Here is a 23,782-nt window from a genome sequence, read left to right on the forward strand (position 1 = left end):
GCGGGAGGCGCGGGAGGCGCGGGAGGCGCGGAGGGTGGCGGTGCGGGAGCAGGGGGCATGCCCATGACGACGTCCAGCGCCGGAGGAGGCTGATTCCATGAAAACGAAAGCATTCATTCATGGCAAGAGCGCTCTCTGGAGACGGTTCTCTTGCGTCGTTGCATTCATCGCTCTCGGACTGTCGAGCGCACCTGCACATGCGCAAGTACCCACCTGCGCCGAAACCCAATGCAACGCTCAGAATCCGGCGTGCATCAAGGAATGGGTAGAATTCGCCCTCGAAAAAGCAAAAGAGCTACAGAAGGAACTCGATGATACCCACGTACAGTTCAACGCAGCGACCACCCGCGCGAGAGAAGCGATCGCTGTGCTGGAACGCGACGCTAGGACCCTGGCAGCCACCGCTGGCTCCTCGACGGCTTCCGGGTCAACTGCGTCGTACGAGAACGACTGCAACGACATCGCTCAGGACACGGACAGCGCTGAGAAGTCCGTGAACTGGGTGGAGGGCTGGGACCAAGACATCGCCAAGGTCTGCCGCGCTTCGTGTGCGTCACAGGATGTCTTCTGCATTGAGGCGACGACGGGTGAGCCCTTCTGCCGTAATGAACATGGCTTTCCCTATGCGGAGCTTCCCAGAAGTGTGCGTATGAAGACGACGCTCGTAGTGCGGGTCATGGGACTCGACAATACGGAGGGAACCATCGGCATCTCGACGAATTTCTTCAAGTCCCCAGACACCCCCCTGCCTCGGAAGGTGACGGATTCGTCTGCCAGGGCCGCGTCTTCTAGGGCTCCCGGGAGTAAGGATGGCCCACCCAATTCTCGGTTCATCCAGCTGAAGGACGACCATCCGATCGAGGTCCTAGGCGACGACACCCTGCAATCCTTCGCAATCGTCTTTCAATGGAAACCGGCAAGAGAAGATCGGCGAAGGCCCTTGCAGAAGAGCATCGAGATCGCCATCGACCACGGGAAGTACTATTACGAGGTCGGCCTCCTCGTGCCTTTTATCGTGAATGGGGCCAGGACGGTGACGCTGACGCCCCTCTCCGCGACAGGTGGTGAGCGACGCATCTCTGTCGTCGAGGACTCCGTGGTGAGGCCAGCGCTGGCGCTCAGCCTCTTTCCCTGGGGTCGACGCCAGGCGCGCGTCTCCGCGTGGGGCCCCTTCAGGTGTGGTGACCTGTTCGGCGTGCAGCTCGGCGTCGACCTCGACCTGGGAGACCCCTTCAACCGGATCTACGTCGGGGGTGTGCTCGAGCCTGTAGCAGGGCTCTCCGTGAACCTGGGCCTCGCCATGGTCAAGGGCCAGTTCGTGCCGTCAGGATATGCCGCGGGTACGGTCCTCTCGGTGGAAGACACCTTCACGCCAGACACCCGGTACATGCCGCGCCTGTACCTGGGCGCCACCGTGACCACGGACGTTCTCACGACCATCAAGGGGGCAGCGGCGGAAGTCCGCACGAGCGCAGGGCGCTAGCGTCGGCGCGGAGCAGGCGCGCCGCGCTGCAGGATGAGACACGTCCTCGGCTGCACGACCTCGGGAGCAGGGCTCCGGCTCAGCGCCCCTTACGCTCGGGGTAGTGCTCCAGGAACGCGCTGCGCTGCGCCTGCGTCCCGATCACCAGCAGCACCTCGCCTCGCGACAGCACGGCGCCCGGAGCCGGGTTCGCCTCGATTTCCTCCCCGCGCTGGATGGCGATCACGTTGAGCCCTGTGCGCGCCCCGAGGTCACTCTCGGCGAGGCTCTGACCCGCGAGCGCCCGCGGCACCGGCAGCGCGTGCAGGTCGATCCCCTCGCCGAGCAGGACCAGCTCCCGGCCTTGCAGCACGGAGAACATCATCTCCTTGCCGAGCGAGGCGTAGCTCAGCACGAAGTCGGCTCCCGCGCGCAGGATGGCTTCATGGTTGCGCTCGTGCGTGATCCGGCTGACGAGCCGCACGTCGGCGCGCAGCCGGCGCACGTAGATGGACAGGTACACGTTCATGGCGTCGTCGTTGGTCGTGACGATCACCGCGCTCGCCGCCCCGAGGCCGGCGCGCTCCAGCACCGCGCGATCGGCGGCCTCGCCCACCATCACCTCGTGGGCGACCTCCTTGCAGCGCGCCGCCGCTGCCGCTTCGTGCTCCACCAGGTGCACCCGCGCGCCCCGCTCGACGAGCGCGGCCGCCGCGGCACGCCCCACCGTCCCGCCCCCGATGATGAGCACCGTCGCGGCCTGCGCCTCCCCGAGCGGCACCTCGGCCCGCAGCGCCTCGATCTGCGCTTCGCTGCCGACGAGCACCGGCACCGACGCCGCCGTGAGCGGCACGTCTCCGCGCGCAGGCGCGAGGCGCCCGTGCTCCCAGATCCCCACCACGTTCACGCCCGTCCGCTGGCGGAGCCCCAGATCCCGCAGGCTGCGCCCGACGAGCGGTGTCCCGAGCGCGGGCAGCTCGGCCATGAGCACGTCGCGGAACCGCCCGACCACGTGGATCTCGCCCGAGCGCAGGCTGATCCGGCTGGCGAGCTGCTGCCCGAGGCGATGCTTGAGCGGCATCGTGTGCGTCGCGCCCGCGAACTCCAGCAGATCGCGCGACTCCATGTGCTCTACCGTGGCCACGATGGGCACCGTCGCCGAGACCTCGCGCACCGTCAGCGTCACGTTGGTGTTCTGCGCGTCGTCCAGGTTCGCGACCACCGCGCGCGCCTCCGCCGCGTGCACCGCGTCGTAGGTGGCCCGCGCGTCCACCTCCCCGGTCACCACCCGCACCCCGTCGGACATCATCTGCACCGCGGCCACCGGGTCTGGCACCAGGACTACGTAGGGCACCCCGGCCTCCCCGAGCTTCTGCGAGAGCCCCTGGGTCACCGCGTCCCACGCGCAGAACACCACGTGCCCCGCCGACCCCTCCGGCAGCGCCCGCGGCGCCCGCAGCTTGAGCTGCGCCTCCAGCCAGGGCGCGTAGAGGAACCGGATGAACGCGAACGGCAGCAGGATGAGCAAGAGCACGTTGCCCGACAGCAGCACCACCATGCTGAACAGGCGCCCGAGATCCGTCTTGAAGGTGATGTCGCCGAACCCCAGCGTCGTCATCACCGTCAGCGTCCAGTAGAACCCCGTGAACCAGGAGTGCTCCTGCCCCTCCAGCTCCATGAGCGCGTGGAAGATCGCGGTGAACACCAGGACCAGCACGCCGACCACGGCGAGCAGCTTCCCGAGCGCCGCGAGGTTGCGCTTGGTCTGCGACTGCCGCAGGAAGAAGGCGAGCTGTATCCCCAGGTATTTCATGGGCCGCGCCGCCCACCACCCCGGGCGGCGACGAGGTGCATCATACACATCCTCGGGAGCCCCACCTCCCGCGCCCATACACGCTCAAGCGTGCAGGTCGACGCTTGCCCACGCTTGGCCTGTCCACGACGTGCACGGGCGTGAGCGCCACGCGTCGTGTGGTAGGTTGCGCGCCCCCCTGTCTGCATCCCGAAAGGAGCCGCCCATGTCGCAGCCCAAGCCGGTCCTCGAACCTGCAGCGCAGGCGTTCGCCGACGCCAACGCCAAGCCGCCGTTTCTCCCCGATCTCGGCCCCGTCGAGGGCCGCAAGGTCGTCGACCATGCAGTGGTTCTGGGACCAGTACACCACGGACGCCGCCCAGCGCGCCGAGGTCACGGCGTCGCCCCTGCGCGCCAGCAAGGAGCAGCTCACCGGGCTCCCCCGTGCGCTCGTCATCACCGCCGAGGCCGACGTGCTGCGCGACGAGGGCGAGGCTTACGCCGCCAGGCTGCGCGAGGCGGGCGTGCCGGTCACTGCCGTGCGTTACCTGGGCATCATCCACGACGTCGTGATGCTCAACGCCCTCCGCGAGACCCACGCTGCCGCAGGCGCGATCGCTCAGGCCTCCGCCTTCCTTCGCGACGCGCTTCGTTGATGCGCGAGGACCGCGGGTCGCGCGATCATGGCGCGTCATGATCCCGCTTCGCCCCTCTCGTTCGGGTCTCCTCCCGGGATGCGCGCTCGCCCTGACGGGCGCGCTCTCCGCGTGCTCCCTGTCGGCCTCTCCGCCGCCGGTCGTTCCAACCCACACCCTCGTGCTGCCCGCCGTCCCCGAGCCGTCTCCGGCACCAGCCACCCCGACCGACGAGGCCACGCAGGCAGCCCCTTCTCCGACAGCGGGCCCCGGCGCGCCCGCACCCACCGCCGAGCCCCACGACCAGGCTGCGCGCCTCGCGCAAGCGGCGTACCTGAACAAGGTCCACGCCCGCATCCACCCGATCTTCGCCGACCAGTACCTGTCCTCGCTCGACAAGCTCCCCGCGTCGCATCTGCTGAACAACATGGATCTGGCCACGCACCTGGAGATCGTGGTGACCAGGGACAGCGGCAAGCTCGTGCGCATCGGCGTCACCAAGGCGAGCGGCGTGACGACCTTCGACGTCGCGACCATCGATGCGGTGCACCGCGCCTCACCCTTCGGCGAAGCGCCTGACGCCGTCCTTTCCGACGACGCCAACGTCTACCTGCACTGGGAGATCTACCGCGACCCGCAGCGCTCCTGCGGGACGAGCGGCGCGCGCGTCCTGTTCCTCAAGAAGTGAGGTGCTCCTGCCCGTCCGAGGCGCCAACCGGCGGTGGGCCAGGCGAGCGTGGCGCACGGAGAGGTGAAGAAGACCGCGCGAGGTGCTGTCCCCTGAGGTGTGAGGCTCAGCGGAGGGCGCGGCTGCGCCGGCGAGCGCGCCGGGCTCCGAGTACGCCGAGGAGGGAGAGCCAGGGGAGGGCCTTCGTGGTGCTCCCGGGATGATGGCTGAAGCCGCAGAAGCCACCGAAGGAGAAGGGAGGCTGCTGCCCCGAGCTGGAGCTGCTCCCCGCCGCATCGCCGGGGGCTGCCCCACTGCCACCCTGTCCCGCGCCACCAGCACCGCCGGAACCGCCAGCGCTTCCAGCGCCTCCTCCGCCAGTATTGCTGGTCGTGGTGGTCACGCTGCTGGATCCTCCGCCTTCTCCGCCAGCCCCCGACGCGTCGCCGCCGGTGCCTGTCGTGCTGGTGGTGCTGGTCGAGGTGGCGCTCGCGGCTCCGTCACCGCCCATGCCGCCGACGCCAGTGGAGGAGCTGGTGGTGGCAGAGGTGCTGCTGGTGCTGGGTGCATCGCCGCCCGCACCGCCCATGCCGCCGACGCCGACGGTCGTGCTGGCGGTGCTCGTGGCTGGGCCGGTACTCGCGCCTCCAGTGCCCATGGGCTCACCGCCGCCGCTGGCGTTGCCGCCGCTGCCGCTCGCACCAGCACCGCCCGCACCGCCCGCGCTGCCAGTGCCGCCAGCACTGCCAGTGCCGCCCCCTTCGCCTCCACCGCCGGAGCCTCCCGTGCCGCTGCCTTCCGAATGAGCGGTGGCGCTCTCCGGGGCGCTGGAGCGGAGGCCGCCGACCACCAGGGCGGTGCCGTCGGGGAGGAGGTTGAGGGTGTGGCGGTCGCGGCTGACATCGAGGCGTCCGGTCTCGGTCCAGGCGCTGGTCGCCGGGTCGTAGGTCTCCGAGGTCCAGCCGCCATGGACACCGCCGGCGAGGAGCACGTCCCCGTTCAGGAGCAAGACGGCGCCGTGGCGCTTGCGGCTGCCCGTGGTCGAGGCGGTCGGCGTCCAGGTGTCGGCGAGGGGATCGTAGACCTCGGGGATGTGGACGCTGGCTCCCCCGGTGAGGAGCACCCGGCCGTCCTGCAGGAGGGTCGCCCGGTGGATTTCCCGGCCGTGGTTCATCTGAGCAACACCAGCACAGGGAGGCGCCTCTCCCCGGGCTGAACGCCTTCGCCATGCTGCGTCACCCGTCCATGTCGCCGTCGAGCTTGCGCCATCTCCACCTCCACCGAGCGAGGGTGTGATGCGCGTGAGCCCTCCGACCTTCAGGCGGGCGGGACCTCGAGGTGCTTTCCGGTCAGCGTCGCTTCAGGGAACGGCGGCGGTGGTGGCGCCGATCAGGTACTCGACATCCAGGCCGAAGTTGCAGCCGCCGCTGGTGTCGTAGTTCCGGTAGTAGCGATCGTTGGTGACTTCCAGATCGCCCACGGTAGCGGTCTCTCCGTTCTTGATGGAGACCGGCTCGCCACCGGAGGCTTCGACGGTGATGGTGTGCTCCTCGTAGCCGCACAGATCGGTGTCGCGGTAGCAGCTCGTCTCGCCCTCGGTGAGGGGGAGGCCGACGGGATCGTTCTCGCCCACGGCGGCGACGAGCTGACCGCTGCGCTCGATGCGGAGGCTCGAGATCTTGCCGCCAAAGATGGTCGTCTCGCGGTTGACGTCGAAGGTCACGTCGAGCACGTCGCCCACGGCGACGGCGCTCTCGGTGAAGCCCGGGAGATCGATGCCCACCATGACATCTGCTCCGCTCTCCGTGGTGCCCTCGATGATGACCTCCGCGCGCCCCGAGCCCACCCGGTAGAAGTAGTACTCATCCGCGTGGCAAGGCTCGGAGGCCCCGGCAGCGCGCACGGCGGTCACGGTGATGGGCTCCTGGAACGAGAAGACGTCGATCGGCTCGCTGGAGATGGTCGGGGGCAGGAGGCAGCCGGCGACCGTGATCTCGCGCGTGTCGCAGGCGGGCGCCGTGATGCCACCGCCCTCGCCACCGGCGCCACCTGCGCCGCCGCTGCTGGTGTCGCTGCCGCCCCCGCCGCTGTTGGTTCCTGCGCCGCTACCTCCGCCGCCATTGCTGGAACTCCCGTCGTCGCCGCCATCGCATGCCGGCGCGGCGAGGAGCAGGGCGAAGAGGGTCGTGAGAACAGGAAGGCTAGTTCTGTGAAGCATGCTTCACAGGGGTTGCACGCGACATGCCAGCGATGAATGCCGCGCGTGACGGAGGATCCTGGTTTGCTGCATCGGGCGGCGCTGCTCAGTTCGGGCAGGCATCGCGCAACAAGCGCAGCCGCCGCGCGAACCGGGGACTCCGCGTGTGCCACGGGCGCGGGCGCTGGCACATGCGGGGGTACGCGCGCCGGTGAGGGGGTGGCCGGCTCAGGGGATGAGCAGGGGCGCCGCGCCGACGATGTACTCGACGGCGAGGCCGAAGTTGCAGGCGCCACTGATGTCGTAGTTCCTGAAGTGGCGGTCGTTGGTGACGCTCAGGCTGCCGACGGCATCGGTCGCGCCGTTCTCGATGGAGACCGGGGAGCCATCGGGCGCGGTGACGTTCAGGGTGTGCTCCTCGTAGCCGCACAGCCCTTCGAGGCGCGTGCTGTAGCAGGAGGCGGCGCCCTCGGTGAGGGTGAGGCCCACGGGGTGGTTCTCTCCGGCGGCCACGACGAGCTCACCGCCATGCTCGACGCGGAGGCCGGTCTGCTTGCCCCCGCCGAGCGCGAACTTGGTCTCGAACGTCACGTCGAGCACGTCCCCCGTCGCGACGGCGCTCTCGGTGAACTCAGGGAGCGAGAGCCCCAGGGTGATGGTGTCGCCGCCGGTCGTGGTGCCCTCGATCATGATCTCCGGAGCGCCATGGCCGACGTGGAAGAGGTACCTGTCGGTGTGATCCGCGCAGGCCTCGTTTGCCGCGGCAGCGCGCACGTCGGTCACGGTGATGGCGCCCTCGAAGGTGTACTCCTGGTCCGGGTTTCCGACGGCTGCGGGCGACAGGAAGCAGGCGGAGACCAGGGGCGGTCTGCTGTCCGCGCAGGCAGGCACCTCGGGCCCGCCACCCGCGCCGCCGCTGCCGCCAGCGCCACCGCTGCCGCCAGCGCCACCGCTGCCGGGGTCGCTGCCGCCACCACCGCTGTTGGTACCGGCGCCGCTGCCTCCGCCTCCCTCGTTCGTACCCCCGTCGCCGCCGTCACAGGCGGGCGCGGCGAGGAGCAAGGCACAGAGGGTGGTGAGGAGCGGCAGGCTGGTCCGGTGGAGCATGATGTCCTGCGAAATTGCATGCGACATGCCAGGCCGAGGGCCCTCGCCGCGGGGTGGTCCTGGTTTTGCTGAGCCGATCGCGAGACCATGCGTCGCGCGTCGTGCAGCGCCGCGGATGGCGAGGACTCCGGGGGCTCCCTCCCCGGGGCAGGGTTGTGCCACGGGTCCGATCGATGGCACACGACAGGCCTCGCCGTCATACCTTCGCCCGAGCACCGAACGATGTCCTCCAAGCCCCCCGCCGCTCCCTCCGTCACCTCTGCCGTCGACTTCTCCGCCCTCGATCCCGCGTCGCTGCCCCCCGTCCTGGTGGAGCACGCGCGGCTCGTGTGGGCCGACCGGGTGCGCACTGAGTACCAATCGATCCAGGTGGTGGGGCGGTTCTTGATCGAGGCGCTCGCGGCAGGAGAGCCGCTCGACGTGACGCAGCGGGTGTCGGAGACCATCGAGGAGGAGATCCGCCACGCGGCGCTCTGCCAGCAGATGTGCGCGGCGCTCGGGGGGAAGGTGCCCACGCCGAAGGAGGTGGCGGCGCCACTCGACGACCTGCACGAGGTGCCGGTGGAGGAGCGGGTGCTGGCGACGGCGATCTCGCTGTTCCTGGTCGCCGAGACGTTCTCGGTGGGCTACCTGGAGGACCTCTGGGCGCGGGCCAGCCACCCGGTGACGAAGGCGGTGCTCGAAGCCATCGTGGGGGACGAGGCGGAGCACGAGGCGTTCGGGCCGGAGCTGGTGGAGCGCAAGCTGCGGGAGGCGCCCGCGGCGAAGCGGGCAGGGTGGAAGACGTTCACGCAGCGGCTGGTGCGGGCGCACCTCGACCGCGCGGAGAAGTCGCTCGCGCAGGTGCCGGCGGAGGCGCGGGTGCTCGCGCGCTGGCCGGAGGAGGAGCGGGCGGTGCTCGGGCTCCTCGGGAAAGAGCGGCTCGCGCTCCTGTGCCAGCGGACCTACGCCGAGAGGCTCGAGCCCACGCTCGTGCGGCTCGGGCTCGGCTGATCCGGCGCAGGTGCGCCGGAGCCGGTTGGCCGGGAGAACCTCAGGTAGGCGCAAGGGACGGCGAAGACATTCAAGAGCGTCGAGCTCACCAGGCCTCCGAGGATGACGACGGCCATGGGTTGCTCGATCTCGTGGCCAGGCCGCGCGCCCGCGGCCACGAGGGGGATGAGGGCGAGGCCGGTGGCGAGCGCGGTCATGGCGATGGGGGTGAGGCGCTCGCGCACGCCGCGGAGGACCAGCTCGGCGCCGAAGGGGACGCCTTCTTCGCGTTCGAGGTGCTGGAAGTGGCTGACGAGCATCACGCCGTTGCGCGCGGCGATGCCGAGCACGGTGACGAACCCGACGAGGGAGCCGAGAGAGACCACGGCGCCCGTCAGGAGCACGGCGGCGATGCCGCCGACGAGGGCGAGCGGGAGGGTCGCAAAGACCAGCAGCGTGAGGCGGAAGGTCTGGAACTCGAGCTGCAGCACCAGGAAGATGCCGAGGAGCGCCACGGTCGAGAGGAGGGCGAGGCGTTGCTGGGCGGTGGTGCGGGCGGCGTACTCGCCGAGGACCTCAGCGTGGTGACCGGGCGTCATGGTGAGGGCCACGACCTTGTCCTGCACGTTCCTGGCGACCGCGCCGAGGTCGCGCCCCGAGGCGTCGCAGGAGATGTCGATGCGGCGCTGTCCGCCCTCGTGCTGGACGACGTTCGGCGCGTCGCCGAGGGTGATGTGGGCGAGGTCGCCGAGGCGGGCCTCGACGCCCAGCGGTGAGACCAAGACCAGGTTCTGGAGGGCTGCGATGTCGGTGCGCAGGCGAGGCTCGCCGACGACCACCACCTCGCGGAGCATGCCGGCGTCGGTCACCTCGCCGACGCGGGTGCCTTGCAGGACGGTGCGCAGCAAGGCCTGCACGTCGAGGGCGCTGAGCCCGGCGCGGGCGAGCGCGTCCTGTCGGAGGCGGACGTCGATCTGGGGGACGAGGACCTGGGGCTCGACCTTGATGTTGATGGTTCCCTCGACGGTCGCGAGGGTGCTGGCGACGAGGGCGGCCTCGCTGCGGAGGGCGTCGAGGTTGTGGCCCTGGATGCGTACCACGATGGAGCCCGAGCCGCCGCTGAGGACCTCTTTCATGCGCTCGTGCAGGTAGGTCTGCACGTCGCGCTGGAGACCTGGGTAGCCATCGACGACGCGCTGGACCTCGGCCGTGGTGGCGGCGAGATCGACCTCTGGGTCGACGCTGATCCACAGCTCGGCGAAGTTCGCGCCGACGACCTCATCGGCGGCCTCGGCGCGGCCGAGGTGGGCGCCGAAGTGGTGGACGCCGGGGATCCCGCGCAGCTCCTTGCTGGCGCGGAGGGCGGTGCGCTGCAGCTCTTCGAGAGAGGTCCCTGGCTTCGCGACCCAGTGCATGAGGAAGTCGTTCTCGCGGAAGTCCGGCAGGAAGGACTCGCCGAGGGAGGTGGCGGCGAGGCCAGCGGCGAGGAAGGCGCCGAGGGTGGTGACGAGGGCGACGCGAGGACGGGCCACGCTCCAGCGGATCGCGGGCATGGCGGCGTGGGTGAGGGCGGCAGCGACGGGAGAGGTGCGGTGCGCGCGGGGGGCGCCTCCCGCGCCGGGGAGGAGGAGCAGGCACAGCGCCGGGGTGATGGTGAGCGCGACGACGAGCGACGCGAGGATCGCGAGGACGTAGGCACCGGCGAGGGGGCGGAAGAAGGCACCCGCGAGGCCATCGAGGAAGAACACCGGGAGGAAGACGAGGATGACGATGGCGGTGGCGTGGACGACTGCGCTGCGCACCTCGAGCGAGGCTTCGAGGACGACCACCAGCGTGGGTCGTGGGGAAGGGGACGCGCGCTCCAGGTCGAGGCGGCGGAGGACGTTCTCGACGTCGATGATGGCGTCGTCGACCACCTCCCCGAGGGCGACCGCGAGGCCGGCGAGGGTCATGGTGTCGACGGTGCCGAAGACGGCGTTCATGATCACCGCGGCGGCGAGGAGCGAGGTCGGGATGGCGATGACGCTGATGAAGGCGGTGCGCAGGTCGTAGAGGAAGGCGCCGAGGACGAGGATGACCAGGAGGCAGCCGATGAGCAGCGCCTCACCGAGGTTGTGGAGGGCGCGCTCGACGAAGCTCGCCGGGCGAAAGATGGCGGGATCGACGTCGACGCCGGGCATGGCGGGGCGCAGGGCGGCGAGGGCCGCCTCGACGTCGCGGGTGACCTCCAGGGTGTTGCCCCAGGGCTGCTTCTCCACGATGAGGAGCAGACCCGCCGTGTCGTTGACCACCGCGTCCCCGATGGGCGGCGCGGAGCCCTCGCGGACGCTGGCGATCTCACCGAGGGGGATGGTGACGAGCCTGGGGCGGGGCACGGACGCTTCGGCGAGCTGTGCGGTGGTGACGGCGGCGGGGTGCACCGCGACGCCGAGGCGCTGCTGGGGGGTGTCGATGAAGCCGCCTCCCGCGGGGACCACGGCGCTTCGCGTGGTCTCCACCACCTCCTCGAGGCGGACGCCGCTTGCGCGCAGGCGCGCCGGATCGACGACGACCTGGAGCTGGCGGGGGCGCTCGCCCCAGATGGCGACGTTGGCCACACCCGCGATGGAAAGGAGCCGGGGCCGCACCACGAAGCGGGCCAGATCGGTGAGCGCCATCTGGTCCTTCGTGGCCGAGGTGAGGCCGATCTTCATGATGCGGCTCGTCGACGAGACGGGGGCCATCATCACGGGGGGGAGGGCCACGGCGGGAAGCTGCGACGCGGCGCGGGTGAGCCGCTCCTGGACGAGCTGGCGGACCTCCAGCACGTCGGCGCTCTGCGCGAACAGCAGGACCACCGACGAGAGGCCGGAGACGGACTTCGAGCGCAGGGCCTGGACGAAGGGCACCCCCTGGAGCGCGCGCTCGATGGGAGTGGTGACGAGCACCTCGACCTCCTGGCTGGAGAGGCCAGGGGCCTCGGTCTGCACCTCGACGCGCGGCGGGGCGAACTCGGGGAACACGTCGACCGGGATGTGCCGCACGCGCTGGATGCCGAGGACGAGCAGGACGAGGGCCAGGCCGAGGACAACCACGCGCCTCTGGAGGCAGAGCTCGACGAGCGCGCGCATCATTTGCCGCTCCCCAGCTCCACGCCGAACAGCTCGGCGGCCCCGGTCCGGACGACGCGCGTGGAAGGCGCAGGTCCGTGCGCGAGCACGGCGAACTCTCCGTCGACGCGGAGGAGATCGATGCGGCTGCGCTCGTAGGTGTGCTCGGCCTTTTCCACGTAGACCCAGGCGCCCCCCACCGCGTCGAACAGCACCGCCGACCAGGGGACGACCAGGGCGCGCCCGGCGCGGCTGGTGGTGAGCGTGGCGGTGACGCGCTCCCCGGGGCGCCGCAGGGAGCCTTCCGGCAGCTCGTAGAACAGGTCCACGGTGGCGCTCTGGGGGTCGGCCGATGGCGGGGCGATGACGGGCAACGCGGTCACCGGGGGCTCATCGGCCATGAGGTCAGGGCGGAACCCGACCGAGGTGATCGTCGCCGGTGCGTCGAGCAGGACGCGCGAAGCCGCGCCGGCATACACCGCGGCGCGCACCCACAAGGCAGGCGTGCCGAGGATCTCGAAGAGCGGCGCGCCGGCAGAGACGAGCTGGCCCGGGGCGACCGAGATGCGGAGTAGCACCCCGTCGCGGGGAGCGCGTAGGGGGATGGTGACGTCGGCGTCGAGGGGCGCCCTGCGGATGGAGGCGAGGCGCTTCTCGCCCGCCGCGAGCTCGGCCCTGCGGGCATCGCGCTCCGCCCGCGCTTCCTCGATCTGACGGGTGCTCGCGCCTCCTTCCTGGAGCAGCTTTTCGAGCCGCTGGGTGCGCAGCTCCAGGGCCTCCAGGCTGGCGGCGGCGACGGCCACCGCCCGCTCGCCCTGCGCCTTCACGTCGCGATCGAGCGGCGCGAAGGGAGAGAGCATGATCAGCGGATCGCCTCGCTTCACCCGCGCGCCAGGGCGCCGGGCGACGCCGGGCGCCGCGGAGATGCGCGCGGAGAAGGGCGCCACCAGCACCACGGCGCCGTCGGCAGGGACGGTGACCTCACCGGCGACGGAGAGGGTGGCTTTCACGTCGCGCACCTCTGCCTCGGCCACCTCGATGCCGAGCCTGGTCGCGGCTTCCGGCGAGAGCGTCACCGTGGCGAGGGCCGTCTCGCCGGGCTTCGGGGTGAGCTTCGCGGGGGGCGGGGGCCCGGCGCCTGGCTCGGTGGCTCGTCCGCACCCGGGCGTGAGCCCGAGCGCTCCGAGCACTCCGAGCACGGCGATGAGGGCAAGGCGATCAGCGCACATTCGGTCTCCTTCCGACGTGGCGTTCCAGGGCGGCGCGGGCGCGGCGCACCTCGGCTTCGAGATCGATCCGCCGGAGCCGCGCGTCGCGCAGCCTCCGTGTCGCGTCGAGCACGACGAGGTAAGGCTCGGCGCCCACCTTGAAGCTCTCGTACGAGATGGCCGCCGCGCGCTCCAGGAGGGGGAGCACGGTCTCGCGGAAGCGACGCAGCGAGGACAGGGCCTGCACGAACTGCATGCGGGCGAGGCGAATGTCGGTGACCATGGTCTGCTTGAGGAGCCGGTAGCGATGCGCGGAGGCAGCCATCTCGGCCTCGGCGCGCCCCCTGCCGCCGGGGTTCCAGTCGAAGAGGGGGATCTCGATCTGCCCGCCGGGGAGGGGCAGGAGCGGAGGGCCGCCCATCGAGCCGATGGGCTTGACGTCCAGGCGGCCCAGGAGCTGAAAGATCTTCGCCTTCTCCCAGCCGAGGCGCTCTCCGGCTGCCTCGATGGCAAGCTCCGCGGCGCGGACATCGGGCCTCGACGCCGTGGCGAGCTGGAGGAGCGCTGCCTCCTCGGGCGGCGGCTCCTCGTCGATCGGCGCGGAGCGGGTGCCGAGCCCTTTGCCCAGCGGGACCTCGGCGAGACCGAGCATGAGGCGGAGGCGCGCGAGCGACGAGGCGAGATCGGTGAGCGCCCGCTCGCTCTGATCGAGCGCATCGGTGGCGTCAGCCTCGGCGGTGGCGACCTCGATCTCGGCAGCATCTCCGGCCTCGTGGCGGACGCGGGCGACACGCGCCACGTCTCGCCAGGTCGTTGCGAGGTCCCGCCGCGCCTGCGCTCTCGCCTTCGCCGCCTCCACCTCGATCCAGGCGAGCCTCGCGTCGCGCGCCAGGTCGAGGCCGCGCTGGACGAGGCCACGCGCGACCCGCTCCATGTCGAGCTTCGCGGCTTTCACCCGGTAGGGGCGCTGGATGAGCGCCGAGATCGGCGCGAGCGCCGTCAGCTCGAGCTGGCGCGGGCCGATCGGCAGCAGCAGCGAGAGGGTGGGGTTGGGCAGCGTGCCCGCCTCCGCGAGATCGGCCTGGGAGGCGTCGAGCTGGGCGAGTTCCGCGCCGAAGGCCGCGCTGTTCCAGAGGGCGACCGCGACCGCATCGTCCTCGCGCAGCGCCTCCGGTTGCGGGACGCCCGGAGGCAAGGTGGGGGCCCGGGTGGGGTCGCCCGGCGCATGGCGGGTGGCCCGCTGGATCTCGCGCCCCACCCAGGCGCGGTCGTGGGGCGACGACGCCGAGCAACCCAGCGACGCGAGCGCAACCGCGAGCGCGACCGCACGAGCACAGGCCCGTGAAGCTCTCCGGACGGCGGGGGCGTGACGCATGGCCAGGAGCACACCACGTCGCCCTGAACGCAACCTGAACGGGCCTGAGGTGGCGCCTATCCACCCCGGGGCGCGTGCTATCCAGCAGGGATGCGGGTGCTGATCGTCGACGATCACGAAGAGGTCCGCGATCTCCTCGTGCGCAGCCTCCGGCGTGAGGGCCACGAGGTGCTCGCGGCAGCCACGGCCGGGGAAGCCCGCGCGCGGTTCGCCGCGGGCGCGCTGGACGTGGTGGTGCTCGACGTCGCGCTGCCCGACGGCTCCGGGATCGATCTCTGTAGCGAGCTCCGTCAGTCGGGGGTGAGCACGCCCGTGCTTCTGCTCACGGCGCACGCCGCGGTGCCGGAGCGGGTCGCGGGGCTCGACGCTGGGGCCGACGATTTCCTGGGCAAGCCGTTCGCGGTGTCGGAGCTGCGGGCGCGGGTCCGCGCGCTCGGGCGGCGAGGGCCAGCGATGCGGCCCATGGAGACCCGCTGCGGCGACGCGCTGCTCGACTTCCGGGCGCGGCGGGCAGAGCGCGCAGGCGTCGAGGTACCGCTCACCGCGCGGGAGTGGTCGCTCCTCGAGCTGCTCGCCGCGCGGTCAGGCAGGTTCGTGTCACGGGGGGAGATCCTGGAGCTGGTCTGGGGCGCGGAGGTGGAGGCGACGGCGAGCCTGGAGGTGCTGGTCGCGCGGATCCGGCGCAAGCTCGGCGAGGGCGTGCTGCGCACCATGAGGGGGCACGGGTATGCGCTCGCAGTCGACTGAACCACGCGGCGCGAGCTCCCGGCGGGTCACCCCTTCGGGCGCGGGAACGCTGGTCGGCCGGGTGGCGGGAGTGGCTGCGGTCGCCGCGATCGGGGGGGGGTTGCTCGCCGCCGTGGCCTCCGTGGGGCTCGCCGAGGCCGAGGTGCGGCGCGCGGAAGATCGGCGGCTCGGCGACGAGGCAGCGGAGATCGTGGCGGAGGTCCAGGGGCTGTCCGGAGAGGCGCTCGGCGCGCTGGTCGCGGAGGAGCTGCACGAGCTGGAGCCGGCCGGTCTGCGGGTGGCCGTCCGCAAGGAAGGGGTGCTCGTGGGCGGCGACGCGACTTTGCCGATGAATGCCGAGGGCTGCACCACGCAGCGCGAGCCGCGCGAGATGCGGGTGTGCATGGCCGTGGGCGGGCCGTGGTCGTGCGCCGTCGCGACCGGCGCAGTGCCGAGCCTCGGGGGCCGCGCCATGGGGACCATCGTGCTCGGGGCCGTGGTGGTCGCAGCGCTGATCGGGGTGATTGCGAGCCGGATGCTGGCCGGGTGGGCGGTGGGGCCCCTGGCGCGGCTCGGACAGCGGATCGGGGATGCGCCCCTGGACGAAGCCGTGGACCTCGGCGCCGATGAGGGCGTGCACGAGATCGATGCCCTGCGCCAGACGCTCCGTGCGCTGCTCGATCGGCGCACCGAGGCGCTCCGTGCCGCGCGCCTGTTCGCGGCGGGGGCGGCCCACGAGCTGCGCACGCCGTTGACGACGCTCTCCGGGGAGCTGGAGCTGCTCGCCGAGGAGTCGCTCCCCGGTCCGGCGCTCGGGCGCATCGCGGCGCTCAGGGCCATCACTGGAAGGATCGGGCGGCTCGTCGAGCGGCTCCTCGTGCTCGCGCGGGTGGGCGCGGCGGAGGCGATGAGACACGACGCCGTGGAGATCGGCGAGGTGCTGGAGGAGCTGGCGCACCGCCTGCCTGCCGAGGCCACGGAGCGGTTGACGCTCTCGCTGGAAGGGCAGGGGACCGTGCGGGGGGACGAGTCGTTGCTCGCCGTGCTCTGCGAGAACCTGATGCACAACGCGCTCGTCCACGCGAGGCCCGCCGCGGTGCGGGTGGTGCTGCGCGAGGAAGAAGAGACGGTGTTGCTCGACGTGATCGACGAAGGCCCCGGCATCCCTGCCGCCGAGCGGGCGCGCCTCTTCGCGCCCTTCCAGCGTGGCGCCGCCGCGGGACCAGGCGAAGGGCTCGGCCTCGCGCTCGTGGCGCAGATCGCGCGGGCTCACGGCGGTGAGGTGCTGTTCCAGGACGCGCCCCGGGGCACCCACCTGCGCGTGCGGCTGCCCCGCTGGTCGCCGCGCGCGGCTGCACCTGTCACGCTCGCTGTGTGCGGATGACGGGTACTGCGGCAGCCATCAGGGGGAGGGGGTGGTGTAGGCGCCGATGACGTACTCCACGTCCGTGCCGAAGTTGCAGCTCCCGGTGATGTCGTAGATGCTGTGGAAGCGGTGGTTGATGACCGTCAGATCGCCCACCTCGGCGCTCTCGCCGGCATCGAGGGTCACCTCCGACGCGTCCCCAGCTTGCACTGCCATCGGGGCTCTCTCGATGGAACAGACATAATCGGTCCAGACTCTGCAGGTCGAGGGGCCGCCCTTGCTGACGTTGAGGCCGAGGGGATCATTGCTACCCGCGGCGACGAGGAGCTGCCCGTCGCGGGAGACGCGGATGCTCGACGTCTCGGTGGGGATGATCTCGTACTCTAGGTAGTGGGAAGCCTCGATCTGCAGCACGTCACCAACCGCGAGTTCGCCCATGTCGAAGTCGCCCACGCCGAGCGACAAGTTGATCTCGGTCCCCTCCTCGTCGACGAGGTCGAGCACGGTCTCGAAGTTCCTGGCGCCGACCCAGTAAAGGGGAGCGCCGCCAGCGAAGCAGTAGTCCTGGTCGGAGTGGAGGCGGATGGCCACCACCGTCGCGGTCTTCGCGAAGGTGGAAGGCGGATCCTCGCTCCCGGCCGGTGAGGGACCAGGGTAAAGGCAGGCACCCACGCTCCTCGCAGGCTCCCCACATTGCTGCATGTCAGGGTCCCAGCCGTTCTCGGTGCCGCCGGCGCCGGTGCCGCCGGCGCCGGTGCCGCCAGCGCCGGTGCCGCCAGCGCCGCCGGAGCTGGCGGTGGGGTCGCCACCTTCACCTCCTCCGCCGCCGTCATCGCAGGCGGGTAGCACCAGGAGCAGGGTGAAGAGTGTTGCCAGGATCGGGAGGCTGGTTCGGTGCTTCATGTTGCCCACGAGCAGCATGCAACATGCCATGTGTGCCGTTGCTGGCAGAGAGGTGTGACACCGTGGGAGCGCTGTCACTCCGAGGTGCTCTCCAGGGGCGGCGCGTTGCCTCGATACGACGCGATACGAGGGCAGCTTGAATGTCGAGGTGTCACGTAACATGGCCGCTCTCCGGAGAGCGTGCTGTCTCGGGAGGTGGAGATGTCACGTGACTCCGCGACGGTGTGCCACGGACGAGCGCTCGTGGCACAGGGAGGCCGCAGAGATTGCATGTTGCATGGGGGTGGCAAGGTGCCCGTCGACAGCGGGATGGCCTCCGAGGCGACGGCTCCTTCCTGCGAGTGATAGCGTCCGCGCGACGCCCATGATCCCGCCCCGCGCCGAGCCTCCCACCGACCTGCCTGAGACCCCCCCTTCGCACGACGCGCGTGACCTGCGCGAGGCAATCGATGCGACTCAGCGCGGCGTGCGGGAGCGGCTCACCTCCATCTTCGGCGGCTCGGTCGGCAACCTGATCGAGTGGTACGACTTCTACGTCTACTCGGCCTTCTCGCTGTACTTTGCGAAGTCGTTCTTCCCCAACGAGAACCCCATCGTGGAGCAGCTCAACACCGCGGGGGTGTTCGCCGCCGGCTTCCTGATCCGGCCCGTGGGAGGGTGGCTGATGGGGCTCTACGCCGACCTGCGGGGGCGGCGCGCGGCGCTCACCTTCTCCGTGACGCTGATGTGCCTCGGCTCGTTCGTGATCGCCATCTGCCCCACCTACGCGCGCATCGGGGTGGCGGCGCCGGTGATCCTGCTCCTCGCGCGCCTGCTCCAGGGGCTGTCCCTGGGCGGGGAGTACGGCACCAGCGCCACCTACCTCAGCGAGGTGGCCACCTCGCGCCACCGGGGGTTCTACAGCGCCTTCCAGTACGTGACCCTGATCATGGGGCAACTCCTGGCGACGCTGACCTTGCTCCTGCTGCAGCGGCTGGTGCTGACCTCCGACCAGCTCACGGCCTGGGGGTGGCGCATCCCCTTCCTGATCGGCGCCGGGCTCGCCGTCTTCGGCTTCTACATGCGCCGCAACATGGTGGAGACCGAGGCGTTCAAGGCCGAGGCGGAGAAGCACGCGCAGCGCAGGCCGATGCGCGATCTCCTCCGTCACCCGCGGGAGATCGCCGTCGTCGTCGGGCTGACGCTCGGGGGGACGCTCGCGTTCTACACGTACACCGTCTACATGCAGAAGTTCCTGGTCCACTCGGTGCGGCTCACCCGCGACCAGGCGACGCTGGTCTCGGCGGCCTCGCTGTTCCTCTACATGCTCGTCCAGCCGGTGTTCGGGCTGATCTCCGACAAGGTGGGGCGCCGGCCCGTGCTGATGTGGTTCGGGGTGATGGGGTCCCTGTGCACGGTCCCGCTGCTCACGGCGATGCGGGAGACGCGCGACGCCTTCACCGCGTTCCTGCTGCTGATGGCCGCGCTCCTGATCCTCTCGGGCTACACCTCGGTGAACGCGGTGGTGAAGGCCGAGCTGTTCCCGGCGCGCATCCGGGCGCTCGGCGTGGGCCTCCCCTACGCGCTGACGGTCTCCATCTTCGGGGGGACGGCGGAGTACGTGGGCACCTGGCTCAAGCTCCAGGGAAGGGAGACCTGGTTCTTCTGGTACGTGAGCGGGGGCATCCTGTGCTCGCTGCTGGTGTACGCCTTCATGCGCGAGTCGAAGACGCACAGCCGCCTGGACGCAGAGGGCGAGGGGGCCGCAGCGTCGGGCTGAAGCGAGGCCGGCCTGTGGCTCAAGGCGGAGGCTGCGACGGAGCCTGCGACGGAGGCGAAGGCTGGGGCGGGAGCCCCGGAGGCATCTGAAGCCCGCCGCTCAGCTCCGCGGCGACGATGGGCACGCGGGCGCCGCGCGCGAGGCCGAGGGTCACCGTGGTGCCTGCGTGGACGGCCGTCAGCGAGTGGTAGAGGTAGCCCCACCTGCCTGTGACGTCGTGGCCGTCGACCGACACGATCGTGTCGCCCACCTGGAGGCCCCCCTTCGCCGCGGGGCCGTCCGGGCGCACCGTGCCGACCTTGAGGATCGGCGCGAGCATCGCCGCCTGGGGGTTCTCGGGAGGCGCGAGCATGAAGCCCAGATCGCCGGGGGGCGAAGGCAGCGTCAGCCGGCGCTTCGCCATGGGGATCACGCCGAGGTCGAGGGCCGCCCCGGGCTGCGCCTCGAAGGGCATCATCACCGGATCGTACGCGGAGAGCGCTGGCGTGGGCGCCATCATGAACGTGGCCATGAGCGCCACCTTGCCGGCGGTCACCTGCGTCAGCTCGAAGCGCCCGGCAGCGTCGGTCGTGGTGGGCGGTCCAGGCACCTGCAGCGGAGACCCGTAGCCGGAGGGCATCACGGAGACCCTCGCTCCGGCGACCGGCGTGCCATCGTCGAGCGAGACGATCTGCCCTTTGATGGTGGCGCGCGGTGTGAGGACCAGCTCCACGCCCGTCCTTTGCTCCCCGGAGGCGATCGTCACCGTCGCCGACGCGGTCCCCTCGGGGGCCACGGCGTCGAGCTGGTACGTGCCCTCGGGGAGGTCGTCGATGGTCCACGCGCCGCCCGTCTGGAAGAACGACTCCTGGCGGGTGGGCATCCCTCCCTCGCGGACGCCGAGGGTGAACTGCGCCGGTGGTGGTGCGCCGCGCGCGCCGCGCTCCAGGAACGTGCCAGCGATGCTGCCGGTCTTGCGGATGGTGAGGGTCACGGTCTGCCCCGCGCTGACGTGCTCGGCGAAGGCGTCACCGCCTCCCTTGCGGTAGGCGCGGAGGGTGTACTTGCCCTGACCCAGGTTCCCGACCGTGAACGCGCCATCCGGATCGGTGAGGACAGGGTTCGGGGACCAGTTCCCCATGCGCGCCCGCGGTGAGGAGGCGCCGGGGAGCGACGGCCCTCCCTCCTGATCGAGCATGGTGTGGATGAAGGCGTCGGTCACCGGCGCGCCGCCCTCGTCGACGACCCGCCCGTGGATCTCGCCTTCCTGCAGCTCCACCACGAGCTTCACCCGCGCGACGGCGCCCTCCTTCACAGTCACCGGGACGCCCTGAGGGGGCGGGAGCCCGAGCGGGACCATCATCGCGCCTCCGAAGGGACCCGCAGCCTGGCTCGCCGCGCGGGGCGGCTCGTCCTGCTGACCCGGCGCTTTCAGGGGAATCCCCTCCTTCGCGGCGGTGATGCGGTACTCGCCCGGCTTGACCGCCTTGAGGACGAAGCTCCCGTCCGTGCCAGAGCGGGTCATGCGGCCCTCGTACACCTTCCCGCCCATCACGGAGATGTCGGCGCCCACCACGGGGCGTTGCTGGGTGTCGACGAGGGTGCCCTCGATGCGGCTGCCGCCGGTGTCGATCGTCAGCGTCACCTCGGGCGTGCGCTCCTCGACCTCGACCTCCACCTCGGCGGACGGCGGGTAGCCCTCGACCTGGGCGAAGACGTGGTGCTTGCCCGCGGAGAGGCCATGGATCTCGAAGTGCCCGTCCTCGTCGCTGCGGCCGAAGCCAATGGGAACAGCGCTGGTCCGGAGGCCGGCGGCGTTCGCGTGGACCATGGCGCGCATCGGCCGGTTCTCGCGGTCCACCACCTTCCCCTGGACCGTCAGCCCGGCGCGGACCGGCCACTCCAGATCCTCGCGGTCCTCCTCACCCAGCACGAGCAGCGGGTAGTCCTGCGTTACCCCGTGCTGCTTGCAGATCACCACGGTGCGGTACGTGTCGGGGAGCAGGCCCTCGAAGCGCGCCCAGCCGTCGGCACCGATGGGCTCCTGCCGCCCCTCGATCCGGGTCTGGCTCTGGAGGGCGACGAGGCCGCCCGTGCACGGCGCCTTGCTGGGCTCGATCACCACCCGGCCCGCCACGTTGCGAGCGGCGTGGACCTCGATCACCACCTTCCCCACGCTCTGGCCGACGCCGAGGAGGATGCTGCTGTGCACCTGACCGAACCCGCCGGAGGCGCGCGCCGAGGGCTTGTAGCGGCCTGGAGTGAGCTTCTGCAGGCGGAAGCGACCCTCCTCGTCGGTCGACGTCGTCACCCCGGAGACCATGCCCGACATCGGATCGCCCCCGGCCTCGACGCGCGCCCCCGCGACCGGCGTGTCGGTCCCGGCTTCCACGACCCTGCCGGTGAGGGTAGAGCCGGGCGTGAGCATGATCTCGATGGGCGGGCCAGGCGCCTCGCCCACGCTCCAGCCGTCGGCATATTCCTCGGCGCTCGCGCGCGCCACGTAGTGGCCCTCGTCGACCCACGCCACGAAGGCTCCCTCGGCGTCGGTCCGGGCCGCCGCGACGCCCTGGAGCGCGCCGAAGGTCGTGCTGAAGCTGACGAGGGCCTCCGCGATGCCGCCGCCGCCCACGTCCTTGATCTGGCCGCGCACCTCGACCCCGCCCTCGATGAGGGTGAGGTCCACGCCGGTGCGCGCCTCGCCTGCGCCGAGGCTCAGGGCGCGCTCACGCTCCGGCCCTGGAGAGACGTAGCCCCGCGGGCGGTATCCCCGGGCGGAAGCGAAGACCGTCCACCGGGCGGCGTGCAGCGGAGAGATGCGGTAGGTGCCGTCGGGCGCGGCGCTCGTGCAGGTGGGCGCGGCGTCCGAGGGCATCATCATCTCGGCCTCGGGGCTCGCGCACACCGTGGCCTGCGCGATGGGCGCGCCCGCGGGGCCGGTGATCCGTCCCGAGATGCTCCCGGGCGTGAGGAGCCGCGCCTGGGTCGCCCGGAAGCGGGGAGAGGATCCGTTCGGGTTGCTGCTCGGGGCAGGGGAGGGGAGCCCGGCCTCGGGGCTTCGCCACCGGAAGAACAGATACACCCCCCCCATCACCCCCAGGACCACCTGTGCCACCAGAAAGAGGACGTGCACTTGCCGCCTGGTCATGCGCCGACTCATAGCGCAGACCTGCTGGCGAGGCCGCCCCGATCAGTTCCCGCGCTGGAGCCCGTACCGCTCCATGAGGCGGTAGACGAGCTGCCGTGACACCCCCATCGCGTCCGCGGCCTGCGCCACGTTCCCGCCGTGCTCGCGCAGCTTCTCGGAGATGTACGCCCGCTCGAACTGCTCCACGGCCATCTCGCGCGCCTCGCGCAAGGGCAGCGCGGTGAGCGGGCGTGGACCCTCGCCCTCCCGCGCCGGTCGCTTGAGGATGGCCTGCTCGCCGAGGTCCGGGAACAGCACCAGGCGCGCCACGGTGTTGCGCAGCTCCCGCACGTTGCCGGGCCAGTGGTGCGAGCGCAGCATCTCCAGCGCCCCGGGCGGGAGGTCCTTGAGCGACAGCGGCGGGGTCTGCAGCGCGAGGAAGCGCTGCACGAGCAGGGGAATGTCCTCCCGCCGCTCGCGCAGGGGAGGCACCACCACCTGCACCACCGCCAGCCGGTAGTACAGGTCCTCGCGGAACGCCCCCTCCGCCACGCGCCCGGCGAGATCGCGGTGCGTCGCGGCGACCACGCGCGCGTCGAAGCCCTTGTAGGTGCTGCTCCCGAGGCGCCGGACCTGCCGCGACTCCAGCGCGCGCAGGAGCTTGGGCTGGAGATCGAGCGGCAGCTCCCCGATCTCGTCGAGGAACAGGGTCCCTCCCTCGGCCTGCTCGAGCAGCCCCGCGCGCGCCGCGTGCGCGCCCGTGAACGCCCCGCGCACGTACCCGAACAGCTCGGCCTCGACCAGGTTCGGCGACAGCGCCCCGCAGTCGAAGACCATGAACGGACCGTCGCGCCTGGGGCTCGCCGCGTGGATCCCCCGGGCGATCAGCTCCTTGCCGGTGCCCGACTCCCCGAGCACCAGGATGGTCTCCTGGGTGACCGCCGCGCGCTCCAGCCGGGCGAAGAGCACGCGCATCGGCAGCGTGCTGCCCACCACGTCGCCGAAGCGCGTCGAGGTCGAGAGCGGCAGGATGGACGGCGCGCCCGCCTCGCGGACGACGAGCGACGCGGCGCCGATGGTGGCGGTCTTCCCGGGCGCGAGCTGCGCCTCGACGATGCGCACGTCGCCGATCAGCGTCCCGTTCTTGCTCCCGAGGTCCTTGAGCATCACCCCCCGCTCGGTGAGCACCAGCTCGCAGTGCCGCCGCGAGACGCGCGCGTCGGCGAGGGTGAGGTCGCACTCGGGGCTCGACCCGATCACGAGCGGCGTGAGGGAGAGAGGGGCCGCGAGCGATCTGCCACCCTCCAGGGTGACCACCGCCTCCAGGGTGGGAACCTCCAGGGCGCCGTCGGGCGACGCGGTGAGCGTCGGACGGTGGGGCGAGTCGGGCATATGTCGCCATCTTCCCGGCGCATCCC

Annotated in this window: 16 protein-coding genes and 1 pseudogene; 7 read left to right on the forward strand and 10 right to left on the reverse strand. The window is 71.4% G+C overall.

From position 1 onward, the window contains the following. Positions 1 to 97: 97 nt before the first annotated feature. Entirely contained in the window at positions 98 to 1,483 is a 1,386-nt protein-coding gene (locus CAP_RS51275) for a hypothetical protein (protein ID WP_156041366.1), read from the forward strand. Between the two features lie 79 nt (positions 1,484 to 1,562). Here the strand turns inward: CAP_RS51275 and CAP_RS33415 are convergent, their stop codons facing one another. Next, a complete protein-coding gene (locus CAP_RS33415; RefSeq protein WP_044248287.1) occupies positions 1,563 to 3,275 on the reverse strand; it encodes a potassium channel family protein in 1,713 nt (570 codons plus the stop codon). Positions 3,276 to 3,583: 308 nt separating this feature from the next. Between CAP_RS33415 and CAP_RS33420 the strand changes: the two are divergent. After that, positions 3,584 to 3,910: pseudogene (locus CAP_RS33420) on the forward strand (alpha/beta hydrolase fold domain-containing protein); the annotation flags it as partial. Positions 3,911 to 3,947: 37 nt separating this feature from the next. Beyond that, on the forward strand, positions 3,948 to 4,577 hold the full coding sequence (locus CAP_RS33425; protein ID WP_044248289.1) for a TonB C-terminal domain-containing protein: 630 nt from the start codon (positions 3,948 to 3,950) through the stop codon (positions 4,575 to 4,577). A gap of 106 nt (positions 4,578 to 4,683) precedes the next feature. Here CAP_RS33425 and CAP_RS55295 read toward each other — a convergent pair whose 3' ends face one another. From CAP_RS55295 to CAP_RS33440, 3 genes are all read right to left on the reverse strand, one after another. Then, positions 4,684 to 5,730, reverse strand: coding sequence for a Kelch repeat-containing protein (locus CAP_RS55295; RefSeq protein WP_052376475.1), 1,047 nt, complete (start codon positions 5,728 to 5,730; stop codon positions 4,684 to 4,686). A gap of 186 nt (positions 5,731 to 5,916) precedes the next feature. After that, positions 5,917 to 6,774: a hypothetical protein gene (locus CAP_RS46110; protein WP_052376476.1), complete on the reverse strand. Its 858-nt coding sequence runs from the start codon at positions 6,772 to 6,774 to the stop codon at positions 5,917 to 5,919. A 207-nt stretch (positions 6,775 to 6,981) separates the two neighbouring features. After that, on the reverse strand, positions 6,982 to 7,860 hold the full coding sequence (locus CAP_RS33440) for a hypothetical protein (protein ID WP_044248290.1): 879 nt from the start codon (positions 7,858 to 7,860) through the stop codon (positions 6,982 to 6,984). Between the two features lie 222 nt (positions 7,861 to 8,082). Between CAP_RS33440 and CAP_RS33445 the strand changes: the two genes are divergently transcribed. After that, the gene (locus CAP_RS33445; protein ID WP_044248291.1) at positions 8,083 to 8,853 is read left to right on the forward strand and encodes a ferritin-like domain-containing protein; all 771 of its coding nucleotides are present in this window, start codon (positions 8,083 to 8,085) and stop codon (positions 8,851 to 8,853) included. On the opposite strand, the gene CAP_RS33450 is transcribed toward CAP_RS33445, so the two are convergent. Genes CAP_RS33450 through CAP_RS33460 form a run of 3 tightly spaced genes read right to left on the reverse strand, consistent with a single transcriptional unit; the run spans position 8,805 to position 14,504 of the window. After that, positions 8,805 to 11,945 (reverse strand): efflux RND transporter permease subunit, encoded by a 3,141-nt coding sequence (locus tag CAP_RS33450; protein ID WP_231511838.1) that lies wholly within the window; start codon positions 11,943 to 11,945, stop codon positions 8,805 to 8,807. The genes CAP_RS33445 and CAP_RS33450 overlap by 49 nt on opposite strands. Further along, positions 11,942 to 13,150: an efflux RND transporter periplasmic adaptor subunit gene (locus CAP_RS33455; RefSeq protein ID WP_044248296.1), complete on the reverse strand. Its 1,209-nt coding sequence runs from the start codon at positions 13,148 to 13,150 to the stop codon at positions 11,942 to 11,944. The genes CAP_RS33450 and CAP_RS33455 overlap by 4 nt, the downstream gene beginning before the upstream one ends. Continuing rightward, the gene (locus tag CAP_RS33460; RefSeq protein WP_156041367.1) at positions 13,140 to 14,504 is read right to left on the reverse strand and encodes a TolC family protein; all 1,365 of its coding nucleotides are present in this window, start codon (positions 14,502 to 14,504) and stop codon (positions 13,140 to 13,142) included. The genes CAP_RS33455 and CAP_RS33460 overlap by 11 nt, the downstream gene beginning before the upstream one ends. A 90-nt stretch (positions 14,505 to 14,594) precedes the next feature. Here CAP_RS33460 and CAP_RS33465 point away from each other — a divergent pair, with 90 nt between their 5' ends. Together CAP_RS33465 and CAP_RS46115 are read left to right on the forward strand one after the other, a co-directional pair. Further along, a complete protein-coding gene (locus CAP_RS33465) occupies positions 14,595 to 15,251 on the forward strand; it encodes a response regulator transcription factor (RefSeq protein ID WP_044248300.1) in 657 nt (218 codons plus the stop codon). A gap of 70 nt (positions 15,252 to 15,321) precedes the next feature. Beyond that, the gene (locus CAP_RS46115) at positions 15,322 to 16,614 is read left to right on the forward strand and encodes a sensor histidine kinase (protein ID WP_052376477.1); all 1,293 of its coding nucleotides are present in this window, start codon (positions 15,322 to 15,324) and stop codon (positions 16,612 to 16,614) included. Between the two features lie 18 nt (positions 16,615 to 16,632). Here CAP_RS46115 and CAP_RS33475 read toward each other — a convergent pair whose 3' ends face one another. Then, positions 16,633 to 17,499: a hypothetical protein gene (locus CAP_RS33475; RefSeq protein ID WP_197041467.1), complete on the reverse strand. Its 867-nt coding sequence runs from the start codon at positions 17,497 to 17,499 to the stop codon at positions 16,633 to 16,635. A 364-nt stretch (positions 17,500 to 17,863) separates the two neighbouring features. Between CAP_RS33475 and CAP_RS33480 the strand changes: the two genes are divergently transcribed. Further along, on the forward strand, positions 17,864 to 19,258 hold the full coding sequence (locus CAP_RS33480; protein ID WP_081865531.1) for an MFS transporter: 1,395 nt from the start codon (positions 17,864 to 17,866) through the stop codon (positions 19,256 to 19,258). 19 nt (positions 19,259 to 19,277) lie between these two features. Here the strand turns inward: CAP_RS33480 and CAP_RS33485 are convergent, their stop codons facing one another. Together CAP_RS33485 and CAP_RS33490 are read right to left on the reverse strand one after the other, a co-directional pair. After that, positions 19,278 to 22,385, reverse strand: a complete 3,108-nt coding sequence (locus tag CAP_RS33485) for a carboxypeptidase regulatory-like domain-containing protein (protein ID WP_044248305.1) — start codon at positions 22,383 to 22,385, stop codon at positions 19,278 to 19,280. A 42-nt stretch (positions 22,386 to 22,427) separates the two neighbouring features. Beyond that, positions 22,428 to 23,756, reverse strand: a complete 1,329-nt coding sequence (locus tag CAP_RS33490) for a sigma-54-dependent Fis family transcriptional regulator (RefSeq protein WP_044248308.1) — start codon at positions 23,754 to 23,756, stop codon at positions 22,428 to 22,430. Between the last annotated feature and the right edge of the window lie 26 nt (positions 23,757 to 23,782).

It is taken from the genome of Chondromyces apiculatus DSM 436 (assembly GCF_000601485.1).
GTDB classification, from domain to species: domain Bacteria; phylum Myxococcota_A; class Polyangia; order Polyangiales; family Polyangiaceae; genus Chondromyces; species Chondromyces apiculatus.

Bases quoted from the DNA above. Each gene is read 5' to 3' on its own strand.
- CAP_RS33480 (WP_081865531.1), top strand. From the start codon at position 17,864: ATGATCCCGCCCCGCGCCGAGCCTCCCACCGACCTGCCTGAGACCCCC.
- CAP_RS33450 (WP_231511838.1), bottom strand. From the start codon at position 11,945: ATGATGCGCGCGCTCGTCGAGCTCTGCCTCCAGAGGCGCGTGGTTGTC.
- CAP_RS33475 (WP_197041467.1), bottom strand. From the start codon at position 17,499: ATGAAGCACCGAACCAGCCTCCCGATCCTGGCAACACTCTTCACCCTG.
- CAP_RS33455 (WP_044248296.1), bottom strand. From the start codon at position 13,150: ATGTGCGCTGATCGCCTTGCCCTCATCGCCGTGCTCGGAGTGCTCGGA.
- CAP_RS33460 (WP_156041367.1), bottom strand. From the start codon at position 14,504: ATGCGTCACGCCCCCGCCGTCCGGAGAGCTTCACGGGCCTGTGCTCGT.
- CAP_RS51275 (WP_156041366.1), top strand. From the start codon at position 98: ATGAAAACGAAAGCATTCATTCATGGCAAGAGCGCTCTCTGGAGACGG.
- CAP_RS33490 (WP_044248308.1), bottom strand. From the start codon at position 23,756: ATGCCCGACTCGCCCCACCGTCCGACGCTCACCGCGTCGCCCGACGGC.
- CAP_RS55295 (WP_052376475.1), bottom strand. From the start codon at position 5,730: ATGAACCACGGCCGGGAAATCCACCGGGCGACCCTCCTGCAGGACGGC.
- CAP_RS46110 (WP_052376476.1), bottom strand. From the start codon at position 6,774: ATGCTTCACAGAACTAGCCTTCCTGTTCTCACGACCCTCTTCGCCCTG.
- CAP_RS33465 (WP_044248300.1), top strand. From the start codon at position 14,595: ATGCGGGTGCTGATCGTCGACGATCACGAAGAGGTCCGCGATCTCCTC.
- CAP_RS33425 (WP_044248289.1), top strand. From the start codon at position 3,948: ATGATCCCGCTTCGCCCCTCTCGTTCGGGTCTCCTCCCGGGATGCGCG.
- CAP_RS33415 (WP_044248287.1), bottom strand. From the start codon at position 3,275: ATGAAATACCTGGGGATACAGCTCGCCTTCTTCCTGCGGCAGTCGCAG.
- CAP_RS33445 (WP_044248291.1), top strand. From the start codon at position 8,083: ATGTCCTCCAAGCCCCCCGCCGCTCCCTCCGTCACCTCTGCCGTCGAC.
- CAP_RS33440 (WP_044248290.1), bottom strand. From the start codon at position 7,860: ATGCTCCACCGGACCAGCCTGCCGCTCCTCACCACCCTCTGTGCCTTG.
- CAP_RS33485 (WP_044248305.1), bottom strand. From the start codon at position 22,385: ATGACCAGGCGGCAAGTGCACGTCCTCTTTCTGGTGGCACAGGTGGTC.